This window comes from Halobellus ordinarius, assembly GCF_031823395.1.
GTDB lineage: Archaea > Halobacteriota > Halobacteria > Halobacteriales > Haloferacaceae > Haloquadratum > Haloquadratum ordinarius.
In genome coordinates this window covers 38765-53161 of sequence record NZ_JAVQKJ010000017.1, presented here as the reverse complement: position 1 = coordinate 53161, position 14397 = coordinate 38765, and the positions used below count along the sequence as shown (strand labels likewise).

9 protein-coding genes are annotated in these 14397 nt (G+C 66.4%); 4 read left to right on the top strand and 5 right to left on the bottom strand.

Translation table 11 applies throughout. The features are described 5' to 3' along the window. Nucleotides 1–17: 17 nt before the first annotated feature. From RJT48_RS19725 to RJT48_RS19715, 3 genes are all read right to left on the bottom strand, one after another. Nucleotides 18–1199: an extracellular solute-binding protein gene (locus tag RJT48_RS19725; RefSeq protein ID WP_311174072.1), complete on the bottom strand. Its 1182-nt coding sequence runs from the start codon at nt 1197–1199 to the stop codon at nt 18–20. 46 nt (nt 1200–1245) lie between these two features. Next, nucleotides 1246–2418 (bottom strand): alpha-1 4-glucan-protein synthase, encoded by a 1173-nt coding sequence (locus RJT48_RS19720; RefSeq protein ID WP_311174071.1) that lies wholly within the window; start codon nt 2416–2418, stop codon nt 1246–1248. A 103-nt stretch (nt 2419–2521) separates the two neighbouring features. After that, a complete protein-coding gene (locus tag RJT48_RS19715; RefSeq protein ID WP_311174070.1) occupies nt 2522–4903 on the bottom strand; it encodes a DEAD/DEAH box helicase in 2382 nt (793 codons plus the stop codon). A 127-nt stretch (nt 4904–5030) separates the two neighbouring features. Between RJT48_RS19715 and RJT48_RS19710 the strand changes: the two genes are divergently transcribed. Then, nucleotides 5031–5459, top strand: coding sequence for a DCC1-like thiol-disulfide oxidoreductase family protein (locus RJT48_RS19710; RefSeq protein ID WP_311174069.1), 429 nt, complete (start codon nt 5031–5033; stop codon nt 5457–5459). Then, nucleotides 5456–6040, top strand: coding sequence for a GIY-YIG nuclease family protein (locus RJT48_RS19705; RefSeq protein WP_311174068.1), 585 nt, complete (start codon nt 5456–5458; stop codon nt 6038–6040). Before RJT48_RS19710 ends, RJT48_RS19705 begins: the two co-directional genes overlap by 4 nt. 247 nt (nt 6041–6287) lie before the next feature. Here the strand turns inward: RJT48_RS19705 and RJT48_RS19700 are convergent, their stop codons facing one another. Both RJT48_RS19700 and RJT48_RS19695 read right to left on the bottom strand, forming a co-directional pair. Further along, nucleotides 6288–9371 (bottom strand): FAD-binding and (Fe-S)-binding domain-containing protein, encoded by a 3084-nt coding sequence (locus tag RJT48_RS19700; RefSeq protein WP_311174067.1) that lies wholly within the window; start codon nt 9369–9371, stop codon nt 6288–6290. A 163-nt stretch (nt 9372–9534) separates the two neighbouring features. Beyond that, nucleotides 9535–11274 carry an L-lactate permease gene (locus tag RJT48_RS19695; RefSeq protein WP_311174066.1) on the bottom strand — a complete coding sequence of 580 codons (1740 nt, stop codon included), beginning with the start codon at nt 11272–11274 and terminating at the stop codon, nt 9535–9537. 385 nt (nt 11275–11659) lie between these two features. On the opposite strand from RJT48_RS19695, the gene RJT48_RS19690 reads away from it, so the two are divergent. Together RJT48_RS19690 and RJT48_RS19685 are read left to right on the top strand one after the other, a co-directional pair. Continuing rightward, on the top strand, nt 11660–12286 hold the full coding sequence (locus tag RJT48_RS19690; RefSeq protein ID WP_425604741.1) for a Fic family protein: 627 nt from the start codon (nt 11660–11662) through the stop codon (nt 12284–12286). Nucleotides 12287–12430: 144 nt separating this feature from the next. Beyond that, nucleotides 12431–14395: an Nramp family divalent metal transporter gene (locus tag RJT48_RS19685; RefSeq protein WP_311174064.1), complete on the top strand. Its 1965-nt coding sequence runs from the start codon at nt 12431–12433 to the stop codon at nt 14393–14395. Nucleotides 14396–14397: the final 2 nt, after the last annotated feature.

Sequence of the window (14397 nt, the reverse complement as noted above, 5' to 3'; positions counted from 1 at the left end):
TGAGGTCGCCGGACCCCTCAGAGCACGCCTGTGTCCCGGAGGAGCTCGATCGTGGTCTCGAGGTCCGACAGCTGTGAGAGGTCTAAATCGTCCGGCGGGTTCAACTCGTCGATCGTCGGCAGGCGGCCGATCGGCTCGACCTCGGGAACGAGCGGGTACTCGAAGGTCGTCCGCGCGAAGTAGTCCTGTGCCTCCGCCGAGAGGAGATGGCGGACGAAGTTGGCGGCCAGGGTGTCGTCCGAGGCGGTGTCGAGGACGCAGGCGCCCGCGACGTTGAAGACCGCGCCCGCGTCGTTCTGCGTGAACGCGGTTTCGAGCGGCGCCCCAGTCCCGCGCCGGGCCAGGACCCGCTGGATGTAGTAGTGGTTCGTCAGGCCGGCGGCGATCTCGCCGTCGGCCACCGCGCGGGCGATCTGGAACTCGTCGCCGTACTGGCTCACGCCGAGTTCCTGCATCCCGTTCAGCCACTCGCGGGTGGCCTCCTCGCCTTCGAGGATCCGCATCGCCGTGATGAACGCCTGGAACGAGGAGTAGGTCGGCGCCCAGCCGATGTCGTTCTCGAAGGCTTCTGTCTCCGGGAACGCCATTATGCCGTCCGGAATGTCCGAATTGGAGAACGTGTTCGTGTTGTAGGGAACCGAGCGTGCGCGGCCCGAGGTCCCGATCCACGCGCCGTCGGGGTCCCGGAAGTTCGCGGGGACGAACTCTAAGACTTCCTGGGGGAGCGGCTGGGTGCGGCCCCGGTCGGCCAGCGCTCCGAGAGCACCCGCGTTTACGGAGTAGAAGACGTCGGCGGGGCTGTTGTCCCCCTCGGTTTCGAGTTGGCTGACAAGTTCCGCCGCGGAGTTATACAGCGGGCGGACCGTCAGATCAGGGTACTGGTCCTCGATGAACCCGACCAGTTCGCCGACGAGCGCCTCGCCGCGACCGGAGTAGAGGGTGAGTTCGCCTTCGAGGTCCGGCATCTCGGCCATCGACGTCCCGCCGACCTCGCGGTCCCCGAACGGCGAGCGTCCGGAGCCGATCTGTTCCGGCGACTCTCCGTCGCCCGCTGTCTCGGTTCCCGCCTCTGTTTCCGTAGCTGTACCGCCTTCACCCGGCGTGTTACAGCCGGCCATCCCGACGATCCCCGCCGCAGTGGCCGCACGCAGGAAGCGGCGCCGAGTGGAGGATCGCGATGTGTCGTTCGTGTGGTTCATATTGGTTTTAGGTCAGCCTAAAGCGTTTATGCCTTGCGATACGCGGTCAGTCGTCGGCGAGGGCGGCCTCCGGGCGGCGCTCCTCGGTCACACCCGAAAGTTCGGCCAGGCAGTCCAGCCAGTCGAGCCAGTACTCCCCGCAGTGGTTGAGGAACGCGCCGTTGTTCCACGTCGAGAAGTCGCCCTCGGCGAGCGCTCGCGCCATCGCGGTGGCCGCCGCCCGCCAGGAGTCCGCGTCGGCAGCGACGTCGTCGACGACTTCCCAGACGTGTTCGTTGAGTTCCAGCCCGGGAACCTCGTTGTTCAGGTCGTCGAAGGTCGGTCGCGGCGCCTTGTTGTGCTCACACAGCGGGTAGCCGTTGACGATCTCCTTGCCCAGCACGTCGGCGGCCCGTTTGAGGAAGACGCCCGACCAGATGTCGTCGAAGCGGCCGACGTCCCACTCGTTTTCGTCCATCGGGAACTGGTAGAACGCCGGGATGATCTCCCGCTCGAACGCCAGGTTCATCGAGCAGACGGTGAGGTACTGGCCCGGGTCGGCGACGAAGTCGCCGTCGAAGTCCGCCTTTTCGGTCCGGGTCTGTGCCTGTCCCTGCAGGTCGCCGTCCATCAGGATCCGGACCGCATCCAGGTCCGGCACGTTCGTCCACAGGCCCTGGGAGGCGACGACGTCGGTCAGTTCCCGGCGGCCCGTTTCGACGGTCTCCTCCATCGCAGAGTAGGGGTAGCCGCGCGGGTAGAGGCCGTGTTCGTCGGCGTGCTCGTAGAGCACGTTCACCCAGCGCTCGTCTGAGCGGACGGACTCGACTGTGTCCGTCCGGTCGAGATTGTCCATGTGCTGTCCGAAGAAGTCCCACTCGTGGTGTGGAAGCGTGTCGTCGTCGATGAACACGCCGCGCTCGAACCGGGGGTGGGCCCACATATACAAGAGGCCGAAACTGGTCTGGGCGTGCGATGCGGCCGGAATCAGGTGCGAGTACGCCGACACCCCGCGCTCTTCGAACCACGCCTCGCGGCGGGAGCCGTCGTAGACGGCGCCGTCGACGCCCTCCTCCTCGAGCATCTGTTCCATCGCCTCGACGTCACAGAAGTCCTCAGTCACGAGGAGGACGAACAACCGATCGAGGTCGAAGCCGTGCTCGCGTGCGTTCTCGAAGTACGCGCGCATACAGTCGTAGTCGCGGATCGTCGGGACCACGACGCAGACGTCCTGGGTCATCGCCTGTGTCTCTTTAGGCAGGCCTAAAAGTTCTATCGCTCTCCGGTCGTCCACCGTCGGTTCGGTCGACACGGCCGCTCAGAGCGCGAGACTCGGAGCCGTCTCACGGCGTTAGCGCATCGAGCAGCAGTACCGCCTCGTCCTTGGAGAGCGGGTCGTTCGCGTTCCCGCAGTGCGGGGACTGGACGCAGGCGGGGCAGCCGTCAGCGCAGTCGCAGTCGTCGATCATCTCCCGGGTGCGACGGAGCAGGGTCTCGATCTCCTCGTAGCCGCTCTCGGTGAGGCCGACGCTGCCGGGATAGCCGTCGTAGACGAAGATCGTCGAGCGATCCGTGTGCGGGTGATAGGGAGTCGACAGCCCGCCGATGTCGCCGCGGTCGCAGAGAAACGAGAGCGGAAACAGCGAGATCATCCCGTGTTCGGCGGCGTGGATGCCCCCGTTGAAGCCGTACTCTCCGCCCTGTTCGCGCATCTCGCGCTCGACGTCCTCGGGCACAGTAAAGTACAGTGCCGACGTCCGCAGCGTCGTCTCCGGGAGATCGAGCGTCTCCCGGCCGATGGCCTCGCCGCGGCGCGGATCGCGCCGTTCGAAGCCGGTGATCTGCTTCCGCATCGTCACCTCGGCGAACCGGACCTCGACGTCGGCGCGGGCCGAAAGCGCCTTGGCCCGCCGGTCGGCCTCTACTGTCATCGATTTGTCGTGAAGAACCTGTGTGTAGTAGTCCGCCCACGAAGGCTGGAGCACGGCGGTGTCGCGATCGAGATCCAGTTCCCGCACCTCGTAGGTGGTCCCCTGGTGGTGGTAGATCGCTCCCTCGTGGGCGTCCCGGAGCGCATCGGAGAATGACAGCGACGCGAGCACCTCCTTAGAGCGGTCGTCGACTAGATCGACCTCGCGGCGTTCGATCGTCCGCAGGCTCATCTCGTGTTGGGGGCTCCCATCGCCGTCGTGGAGCCAGCGGATCCCCTCGTCCGTTTCGCGCCGGTCCAGCCGACCCGCGGCCGTGAGCGAAGTCACGACGTCGGGAAACGTCTCGCCGAAGTGTGCCTCGTCTTCCGTCCGGAGCCAGTTCTCGGTGGCGGCGGAGGCGACGTGGTCAGGAAGCAGCTCCCCGTTTTCGGGGTCGCAGACGGCCTTTTCGGGATTGCCGTCCCAGAACTCCTCTGGGTGTCGGAGCAGGTACTGATCGAGTTGGTCCTCGCCGCCGACGAGGACGACCAGCGCCGCGTCGTCGCCGCGCCCGGCCCGGCCGGCCTGCTGGAACGCCGACATCCGCGTGCCGGGGTAGCCGTCGATGAGGACGGCGTCGAGTTCGCCGACGTCGACGCCGAGTTCCAGGGCGTTCGTCGACCAGACGCCGCGGACGGAGCCGTCGTGTAGGCCCGCCTCGATCTCGCGCCGTCGGTCGTTCCGCAGCGTCCCCTGATAGGCGGTGACTGACGCCGCTGCGTCGTGTTCGCCTCGCTCGCGGAGGTCGGATGCGCTCTCGGTGGCGTACCGCTCGGCCGTCTGCCTGGCGCGGGTGAACGCCAGCGTCTGATACCCGCGGGCGACGAGGTCGACGAAGAGTTGCTTCGTCTCGACGTGACTGGACCGGCGGCGGCCACTTCCCGGAGTGCTATCTGATCCTCCGACGGCCCCAGCACTGCCCGTCTCTCCCGAGACTGATCCCCCGTCCTCGGCATCGTACTCCGGTGGATTCCACAGCACCCAGTGCTTCGGTCCCGTCGCGCTCGTGTCCTCGTCGACGAGGCGGAACGTGTCCGCGTCGCGGCCGGTCGCGCGGGCGGCGTGGTCGATCGGGTTGCCGATCGTCGCCGAACAGCAGACGTACTGCGGATCGCTGCCGAACCGCTCGCAGAGCCGATTCAGCCGGCGGAGCGTCAGGGCGACGTGACTGCCGAAGACGCCGCGGTAGCCGTGGATCTCGTCGATCACGACGGTCTCCAGCGAGCCGAAGAACCACTCCCAGAGGCGGTGTGCGTGCGGGAGCAGGCCGTAGTGGAGCATATCGGGGTTCGAGAGCAGGACCGTCGGTCGGCGGTCCCGCACGTCGCGCTTTTCGGACTTCGAGAGCCGGCCGGTGTACTCCGCTACCGACACCCGGCTGCCGAATCCGAGTCCCCGCGCGAGCGAGGAGAGCGTCGCCTCCTGATCGGCGATCAGGGCGTTCTGCGGTCCGAGATAGAGCGTCCGACCGCCGTGATCCATCGCGCGCTCGAAGGCCGGGACGGTGTACGCGAGGCTCTTCCCGCTCGCAGTCGGGGTCGCGAGGACGACGTTTTCGCCCTCCCTGATTGCAGCGATCGATTCGGCCTGGTGTCGGTAGAGCCGCTCGATCCCCTCTTCGGCCAGCGCCCCGTCGAGTCGCGATTCGAGGTCGACGTCGGCGAAGTCGGGGTCGCAACCGTCGACGCGCCGATGGTCGCGGATCTGTCCCGCGTAGTATGGCCGCTCTCGCAGCCAGGCGACGAGTTCGTCCACGTTGCCTCTGCTTCGGGTGATGGCGACCTGACCGTTACGGTTGATCGGCCGTTCGGTGGCGGCGGTATCGTCCGATTTCGCCCGGTCGCCCAGCACGGTTTTGCCCGTGCAGGACCAAGGTTTCGGTATGAACGATTACGACGCAATCCTCATTTACGACGGCGAGTGCCCCTACTGTTCGGTCGCCGCGCGGGCGCTCGGAAAACTCGACGACGTCGGCGCCATCTCGTGGTACGACGAGGCCGCCCAAGAATTTCTGCGGGCCCAGTTCGACGAGACGCCCTTCGCGATGTTCCTCGTCGACCGCCGTCGAAACCGCGTCTACGCCGGCCGCTCCGCCGCGGAGGAACTGGCCGATCGCGCGGGCACACCCGGAATCGTCGGGTCGCTCGTCCGCGAGAACTACGATCGGATCGCCCAGGTCGTCGGCCTCGCGAGCGGTCGCGGCCGCGACCCCGACGACTACCACGAGATCTACCCACTCGCTGACGACGCTGCGGGACTGTTCGACGGCCTCGTCGACGCCGCAGCGGAACGTCCGGAGGCGCTCGCGTGACCGGTGGCCGGGGCGGTTCGGCGGCGGAGGCGGGCGAATCGGCGGTCACCGTCGCGCCGGCCGCGATCGAGGCCGGAAACGATGCGCTCGACATCGGCGCGGGTGAGGCACCGCCCGGCACCTACGTTCTCGTCTACTCGCTCCCGTCAGCTACGGAGATCACGGTGGGGGCGCTGGGGACAGCCACGTTCCCTCCCGGCGCGTACGCCTACGTCGGAAGCGCGTTCGGCTCGAACGGGCTGGGCCGCGTCGACCGCCACCGGCGTGTCGCCGGGGGCAGCCACGACGTCACGCACTGGCACATCGACTATTTCGGCGGCCACCAGGGCACGACGCTGGAGGCTGTCGTGGCCGCGCCGCACGCGGACGCCGAATGTCGGCTGGCGGCCGAACTGCGGGAACTGGTGGGGTCGATACCGATCGAAAGCGACGCTTCGGACCGACCACACCCCCCTGAAGACCGACCGCTGGACGGCTTCGGGGCCTCGGACTGTGCCTGTCCGACCCATCTCGTCGGCGGCGGCGAGATCGAGACGCTCCGCTCGCGGGTACTCGATGCGTTCCGTCGGATCGAGCGGTAGAACTGCAACGAACCGCGTCGGTCCGGGCAAGGCCGACGCGGTACGCGCCGGATGTCAGAGGCACCCCGGCATCTATTCGTACAACAGCATACTATTTATAATTCATCAACGAGTAACTCTATTTTCACGATTTGAGGCGATCAAAAAGCCGAGTTGGTCGAGATCCTCACACCGTCGGTCGTGATCAGATCCGGCCGTTCGCCGGCTCGAATGTCGATATCCCTCGCGGACGCAGCGATAGTCCGGCTCAGGTCAGGGCTGCAGCCAGCAACTCGACCGGATGGGGTGGCTCGTCGCCGTCGTCCCGGTCACCCAACTGTGACCGACAGGAGGCACCGGGGGCGATCAGTACGTCGCCGTCGCTGTCGTCGATCTGATCGAAGAGGATGCCGGCGATGGCCTTCGACATCGAGTAGTGTTCGGCCTCGTAGCCGAAACTGCCGGCCATCCCACAGCATGTCGAGTCGAGCGGGTCGACGTCGTAGCCCGCGCGCCGCAACACGCCGACGGCGTGGTGGTCTTTCTTCGTCGATTTCTGGTGACAGTGGCCGTGGTACGTCAGCGACTGTCGCGTGGCGTCGGGCGTCGGTTCCACGTCGGCTTCCGACAACAACCGGAAGGTATCGACGTACTCCAGCACCCCGTAGCTGTTCGCCGCTACCCGCTCGACGTCGTCGCCGGACAGCAGATCAAGGTAATCGTGCTGAAACATCACCGCGTCCGAGGGCTCGACCACGACGACGTCCCAGCCCTCAGCAACGAGCGGTGCGAGGACGTCGACGTTCGTCCGGGCCGCCTCGCGCGCCTTGTCGACGAATCCCTTCGAGTGCGGCGGCCGCCCGGATCCGGCCACGCCGTCGGGGATCCGAACGTGGACGTTCAGTGCTTCGAGCGCGCGGACGGCGGCTTTGCCGGCCTCGGGATGGTTGTGGTTCGTGTACGTGTCGGGAAACAGGAGGACCTCGCGGTCGGCATCCGCCCGAGCGACGCCCGCGCCGCCGCGTCGCGTGAACCAGTCGACGAACGTCTCGCGGTGGAACGTCGGAAGCGATCGCTGGCGTGCGATGCCCAGGAGCTTCTCCTGGAGCAGACCGCTCCCGGGAACTCGCTGGGCGAGGTTCGAGACGGGTGCGAGCCGCGAACCGATCGCCGCCAGCGTCGTGAAGTTCGCGAAGAGCTTGTCGCGGACGCTGGAGCCGTGCCGCTGGTGGTATTCGTGTGTCAGTTCGGCCTTCAGCTTCGCCATATCGACGCCGCTCGGGCAGTCCTTCGCACAGCCCTTGCAGCCGACACAGAGATCCAGCACCTCCTCGATGAACTCGTCGTCGAACGGCTCATCGTCGAGGTCGCCGCTCATCGCCTGTCTGAGCATATTTGCACGGCCGCGCGTGCTCTGGATCTCCTCTTCGGCTGCGCGGTAGGTCGGACACATCACGCCGCCGGTCGTCTCCTGCGGGCCGCGACAGCCGCCACAGCCGTGACACAGTTCCACCATCCCCTCGAAACCGTTGTCGATATCCCAGTTCAGTTCCGGTTCGAATCCGGCGTCGAACTCGTAGTCGGGGTCGAACCGGAGCTGCTCCGTCATATCGTGCTCGCCGCAGATGTTCCCGGGGTTAAGGAGCCAGTCCGGGTCGAAGGCGGATTTGAGTTCGCGGAACGTCTCCCAGAGATCGTCGCCGTACAGCTTCCGGTTCCACTGTGTCCGCGCGCGGCCGTCGCCGTGCTCGCCGGAGACCGAGCCGCCGTACTCGACGACGAGGTCCGTCACCGCGTCGGCAATGGACTCGAACGTGTCGAGTCCGTCGACGGTCTTCGTGTTGATCAGCGGCCGGATGTGGAGCACTCCCGGCCCGGCGTGGGCGTAGTAGGAGGCGAACGTGTCGTGTTCTGCGAGTATCTCCTGGAAGTCAGCCACGTACGCCGGGAGGTTCTCCGCCGGGATGGCAGTGTCCTCGATGTACGCGATGTGTTTCTCGTCGCTCGTCCGCGACAACAGGATCGGCAGCCCCGACTTGCGCATCTTCCAGAACTTCTCTCGCGTGGCGGCGTCGTGGGCCTCCATCGCGCCGACGGCGGTACGGGGCTTCTCGGTCAGGGACGCCGCGCCCTCGCTCGGATCGGCTTCAGTCTCCCCGTCCGGTACCCGGTCGGCCACGAGATCTGCCACCTTCTGTTGCCCCTCCGCGTCGTCGTCAGCGTAGAATTCCACGAGGAGCACCGCGTCCGTGCCGTCGGGGAGCAGTCCGACCACGTCCGCGAACTCGGTGGTGTCCCGCGCGAGATCTAAGAGCACGTCGTCCATCACCTCGACGGCGGCCGGGTCGTGTTCGAGGATCGGCGCGACGTCCTCCATCGCCCCGATGACGTCGTCGTACGTGAGCAGCGCCACTGCCGCCGTGTTCGGGATCGGTTCGAGGGAGACCGTCGCCTCCGTGACGGTCGCGAGCGTGCCCTCGGAGCCCGCAAGCAGCCGCGCGAGGTTGATCGACCCGGGCTCGCTGTCGGGATCGATCCCCGAATCGTCCGGGAGTCGGCGCTGCCCGCGCAGTTCGTCGACGAGCATATCGAGGTTGTACCCCGAGACGTTGCGCTTGAGGTCCGGATACCGCTCGGCGATCTCGTCGGCCTCCTCCTCGAGGATCCGGGCGACGGTCGCGTAGATCTCCGCTTCGAGGTCGTCGCCGTCCTCGCCACGTTCACGGAGCCTTTCGATGTCGACCTCGCCGAAGGTCGTCACCGTCCCGTCCGCGAGGACGACCTCCGCCTCCTCGATGTAGTAGTCGGTCTTGCCGTACTGCAGGGAGTGGGCGCCCGTGGAGTTATTTCCGATTGCGCCCCCGAGGACCGACTTATCCCCCCACGCAGGGTCCGGGGCGAATTTGAGTCCGTCCGCTTCGAGTTCGGCGTTGAGGTCCCCGAGTTTGACACCGGCCTGCGCGCGGGCCGTCTCCCCCTCGACGTCGATCTCGACGACGTCCGTCATCTCCTTTGCGAGATCGAGCACGACAGCCTCGTTGACCGTCTGGCCGGCGAGGCTCGTGCCGCCGCCGCGCGGGAGCACCGGAATCCCCTCCTCGGCGCAGTACTCCATCACGGCGGCGACGTCGTCTGTGTGTTTCGGAAGCACGACGCCGATGGGTGTCTGCTCGTACGCCGAGGCGTCGGTGGCGTACAACTGTCGGGTATACGTGTCGAAGCGGACGTCACCGTCGACGAGCGCCGCGAGGTCTTCGAGGAGCCCGGGCCGTTCGACGTCCTCGTTCACGTAGTCGTAGTTCGCCCGTTCGTCCCGCGCGGCCCGCCGTGGTTTGTCAGGTTCAGTTGCCATCGTCGGAGTGAGTCCGCAGTCGTTGTCGTGAGTGTGAGTCCGCAATCGCTACCGTCGGTGTCTGCCCGCAATCGCTACCGTCGGTGTCGGTCCACAGTCGCATCCGTGGGAGTCAGTCACTATGTTGCTGTCGGCGGAAGTCGTCGCAGACCCGGTGCGGAGTTTAGAACACCCCCGGGAAGAGGACGTAGCTGAAGAGCATCGTCAGGATGCCGGTGAACGTCGCGTAGTACACGAGCGGGATCAGTTCCAACCGGATGACCCGCCCCTCCTCGCCGACGAGGCCGACGACCGCCAGCGCCGCGACGACGTTGTGGATCGCGATCAGGTTCCCGATTGCGCCGCCGACCGCCTGCGCACCGAGCAGGAGTGTCTTCGGCGTGCCGATGCTGTCGCCGACGCCGTACTGGAACGTTCCGAACAGGATGTCCGAAACCGTGTTCGAGCCAGCGAGGAAGGCCCCGAAAGCGCCCACGTACGCCGCGAAGAACGGGTACGCGCCGCCGACGGCGTTGGCCATCTCGTTCGACAGGAGGATCAGCATACTGTCCTGGCCGGTCGCCTCACCCGACTGGAGCATAATCTGCACCGTCGCGACCGCGAAGAGCAGCGCGATCACGGCCGGCGTGACCTTCTCGATCGTCTCGCTCCAGGAGCCGAGGATCTCCTCGCGGTCCATCCCGTGCAGCGGAATCGTGACGAGGTGAACAGCGATGAACACGGCGCCGGGGAGATACAGGATCTCGAAGGACCCGCTCAGCCCCGTCCCGAGGATGTCGCCCCACTGGAGCGTGAACAGGTCCATCGTGACGAAACTGTTCACCGGATCGACGACTCGCGTGACCACGAGCAGCACGGCAACGAGCGCGTAGGGCGTCCACGCCTGCACCAGCGACATCTGCGTCTGCCCGCCGTCTGTCGCGACCGTAGTCTCACCCGAGGTCGACTCGCCGGGCTGAATCTCGCCGACCCAGTGATCGGGCCACGCCTCCTGCGGTTCGAAGTCCCAGTCTTCGTCCGGGTGGAAAAAGCCGGCGTTCAGCGCGCCGACCGTCACGAACAGGCCGACCATCGACCCGATGAGCGCCGGGAACTCCGGCCCTAGGAAATACGCCGTCAGGAAGTACGGGATCGAGAAGGCCGCCCACGCGAAAAGCGTCAGCGGCAGCACTTCCAGTGCGGGCCTGATCGAGCGTTCCTCGCCGAAGAAGCGGGTCATCATCGCCACGCCGATCAGCGGGAGGATGATGCCGACGATGACGTGATACGACGCCGCCCACACGGCGATGTCACCGACCCACTGAGCGACGGCAGCCTGGGAATCGCCGGCGCCCGCGTAGGCGGACTGTGCAACGACCTCGGTCGCGATCCGATCGACGCTGCCGAAGATGTCGATCATCCCGATGATGAGCGGCGTTCCGACGGCGCCGAACGTGATCGCCATCAGGTTCCCGGTGAGCGCGACGACGACGGCCGCCATCGGCGGGAAGCCGAGCCCGACGAGCAGCGGCCCGACGATGGCCGCCGGCGTTCCGAATCCGGCGGCACCCTCGATAAACGAGCCCATCAGGAACACGAGCAGGACGACCTGGACGCGACGATCCTCACTGACCGACGCGAAGCCGTCGTTGATCGCGTCGAACGCGCCCGTCCGCTTGAGCGTGTACAGGAGCAGTATCGCCCCGAAGACGATGTACAGGATGTTCGAGGCGGTGATGAACCCGACAATCGACGCCGCCGCGATCCACTGGGCGTTCATTCCCCACCCGATGACGCCTGCGCCGACGGCGACGACCCACGCGACGGGCATCGCGCGTGTCGCCGGCCAGAAGCGGCCCACCATCAGATACGCGATCACGACGAGCGGCAGCAACGCGATCCCGACGTCGACCAACCCTGCCATTATCCGTCACCCTCCGGGGGCCGCTGTCGACGTCTCGAACGGTCAATTCCAGATACGTGCCTGATTCGACGCACCATACCCCCACGCCATCGACTACCATTATATATACTTATCGTTCATTTATAGTTCGCCGGGAACTGTGTGGACCTGTTGCTCGGGATCGAGTCACCGACGAGGGGCTTCTTCACACGAGTATAGAGGGGGAAACGAGGGTTTCGCACCGTTTCTGAACGATATAGCCGTGCTGGTGTCTCATCTGACTCACGACCGATGAGAAACCGACTGACCCCACCTTATTATTCGTGTGTAAAGGTAGTTTACTCGAATGTAGAGGAGATGTATTCGTGTGCAAAGGCTTATGAGGAATCCGACTCCTCTCTCGCACGTGAGCGAGACCCACGACCGGACCCGGGACGACCGCGGGCAGTACGACGACCGGATTCCGCCGGAGCGGGTGCTCGAAGCGTTCCACGACCGGGAAGATATGGCGCGGCCGCTGACCGCCAACGACGTGATGGAGGCTATGGACTGCTCGCGCCGGACCGCCCACAACAAACTCGGCGCGCTCGTCGAGCGCGGTGACCTCGAAACCAGAAAAGTCGGCGCCCGGAGCCGTGTCTGGTGGGTTCCGATCGATCCCGAGGACCTCGATCCATCGGCCCTCGTCACACCGGAATCCGAAGAGGGGATGGACGAGGCCCCCGAGTCGACGTCGCCGGGGCAGTCGGGTCGCCGTCCGGCGGTCAGAGACGCAATCGAGGACGCGGACCTGCCGGGGAGCGGCCCGCAACTCGACGCACGCCGGGAAGCCCTGTCGGCGGCCTACGCCTACCTCACCGACTATCCGGAGGCGACGAAGTCCGACTTCCTGCGCGACGTATACAGCGAACAACCGGCCGGATTCCGCTCGGCTGAAGCGTGGTGGAACGCGATCCAGCCCGCGCTGAAGGACCTCCCCGACGTCGATCCGCCGGACGAACGCGAGCACATCTGGCATTTCCTCGGCGGGTAGCTGGCTGCCGGGAGCCGCAAACCGTCCGTGACGATACTGTAGATTTATCTGTGGTCGCTCGTCATCGCTCGGTATGTATCGCTCGTGGGCCGTCCCGGTGCCGACGTGTCGGTGTGAAACCCGAATCCGGCCCATCCAATCGAGATGAACCCATCCGACGGTGACGAGGGGGAACGTCGCCCGCAGGACGCAGAGAGCGGAAGCGACTCCCGCGTGGATACGTGGGGGAGTTCCGTCGGTTCCGGGGAGGAATCGCCCGGAGGATCCGCGGAGGCTGGGAAACCCGGCACGGAGAATCCTGGAGACGACGCCCCCAGTGATTCCGACGAGGTCGTCGACAGTACGTCCCCGGACGATCCCAAAGGGGCAGCCGCACGCGGGCCGTCGACGACCGGTGGCGACGAGGTGTACGCCTCCGACGTCGAGGGCAAACAGTACCGGGGGACCTGGTATCTGCCGCTCGATTACGACGCGCTGGATCGTGCGCCGTCCGACGAGTCGTATCCGGAGGAGGGGACGGGTGGCCGGTTCCGGCTTGCGGACCTGCCGCGAGTCCCGAAGGTGAGCCACGTCGTCGGCCCCTCGGCGATTATGCTCGGCGCTTCGCTGGGGAGCGGTGAAACGCTCTTCTGGCCGTCGCTGACCGCACAGTACGGCTGGGCAGTCTACTGGGCGTTCGTGGTCGGTGTGGCCACACAGTTCGTGGTCAACACCGAACTCCAGCGGTGGACGCTCGCGACGGGCGAGAGCGTCTTTCGGGCGTTCGCGCGGCTCCACAACGGCTGGCCGTGGGTGTTCTTGCTCGGCGGCCTCCTGAGCCTGGGCTGGCCGGGATGGGCCGCGGGCGCAGCCCAGATCGCGACGACGGTCTTCGGCCTCCAGGGACCGGTGTCGGCCCTGGGAATCGAACTTCCGGCGTGGAAACTCGTCGCCGTCGGGCTGATGGTGCTCGTGTGGCTCTCCTATCAGCTCTCTTCGGTGATGTACAACGTCGTCGAGGCCTTCCAGATCGGCCTCCTGTTCGTGGCCGTCATCGGATCGATCGCACTGGCGTATGTTGCGGGCGCCGGGCAGGAACTGGCGAACGTCGGCGACGTCGTCTCGGGGTTCGGCCGACTCCCGCCGGAACTGGATCTCGCGCTCTTCCTCGGCGGGCTGGCCTTCGCGGGCGCGGGCGGCTATCTGAACCTCTCGCAGTCGCTGTGGATGCGCGAGAAAGGGTACGGAATGGGGAACTACCAGGGGCGAGTCCGGAATCCGCTGCGGGGCGACGACCCCGAACCCATCCGCGAGAACGGCTTTGCGTTCCCGCCCTCTGAGACGAATCTCAAGCGGTGGCGCGGCTGGTGGCGCGTCGTCCAGTTGGAACACTTCCTGACGTTCGTGGTCGGTCTCCTCGTCGGCGCGACGCTTCTCATGGCCGTCGCCGCCCGCTATGCGTCCGGTGCATCGACCGACGCGATCCGGATGTGGCTCGTCGACGTCGCTCCCCAGCTCGGTTCGATCGGCGGGGGGCTCGTTATCGTCGTACTCTTCGTTGCGCTTTTCACCACCGAGTACGCCATCGTCGAGTCGTTCGTCCGCAACAGCGCCGACGCCATCTACGAGGGCTACGGCCGCGCGGCCGACTGGGACCTCTCGACGATCTTCTGGCGGCTGCTGACGGGCTTTTGCCTGTGGGGGATCGTCATCATCCTCGTGTTCTCGGCGCCCTTCGAGGGGCGGGAGCCCTTCTTCTTCCTCGTCGTCGGCGCCGCGCTCTCGGGAATCATTATGTGGCCGTACATCACGCTGACGCTTTTGATGAACACGAACCGGCTCCCGGAGCACCTCCAGCCGGGCTGGCCCCGCGTCGTCGCGATGTGGTGGGCCAGCGGCTTCTACGGCTACTTCAGCATCCTGCTCGTGGGGCGGACGCTCGGGGAGGCGGGGATCGACTGGTTCGCGACAACGGGCGTCGTCGTCGGGAGCGCCCCCGGCGGCTACCTGCTGTGGGGACTGTTCCTCGCTGTCGAAACCTACGCGGTCGTCGTCTCCATCCGCGCGAAACGGCGGGCTCGCGGGACGGTGTCCGGCGCCGACGAGGCGACCGGACCGTTCGCGGACTGAGT

What these genes read in the sequence shown, in the direction of transcription:
- RJT48_RS19695 (WP_311174066.1), bottom strand. Translation starts at nt 11,274, where the DNA reads ATGGCAGGGTTGGTCGACGTCGGGATCGCGTTGCTGCCGCTCGTCGTG.
- RJT48_RS19720 (WP_311174071.1), bottom strand. Translation starts at nt 2,418, where the DNA reads ATGACCCAGGACGTCTGCGTCGTGGTCCCGACGATCCGCGACTACGAC.
- RJT48_RS19710 (WP_311174069.1), top strand. Translation starts at nt 5,031, where the DNA reads ATGAACGATTACGACGCAATCCTCATTTACGACGGCGAGTGCCCCTAC.
- RJT48_RS19700 (WP_311174067.1), bottom strand. Translation starts at nt 9,371, where the DNA reads ATGGCAACTGAACCTGACAAACCACGGCGGGCCGCGCGGGACGAACGG.
- RJT48_RS19725 (WP_311174072.1), bottom strand. Translation starts at nt 1,199, where the DNA reads ATGAACCACACGAACGACACATCGCGATCCTCCACTCGGCGCCGCTTC.
- RJT48_RS19685 (WP_311174064.1), top strand. Translation starts at nt 12,431, where the DNA reads ATGAACCCATCCGACGGTGACGAGGGGGAACGTCGCCCGCAGGACGCA.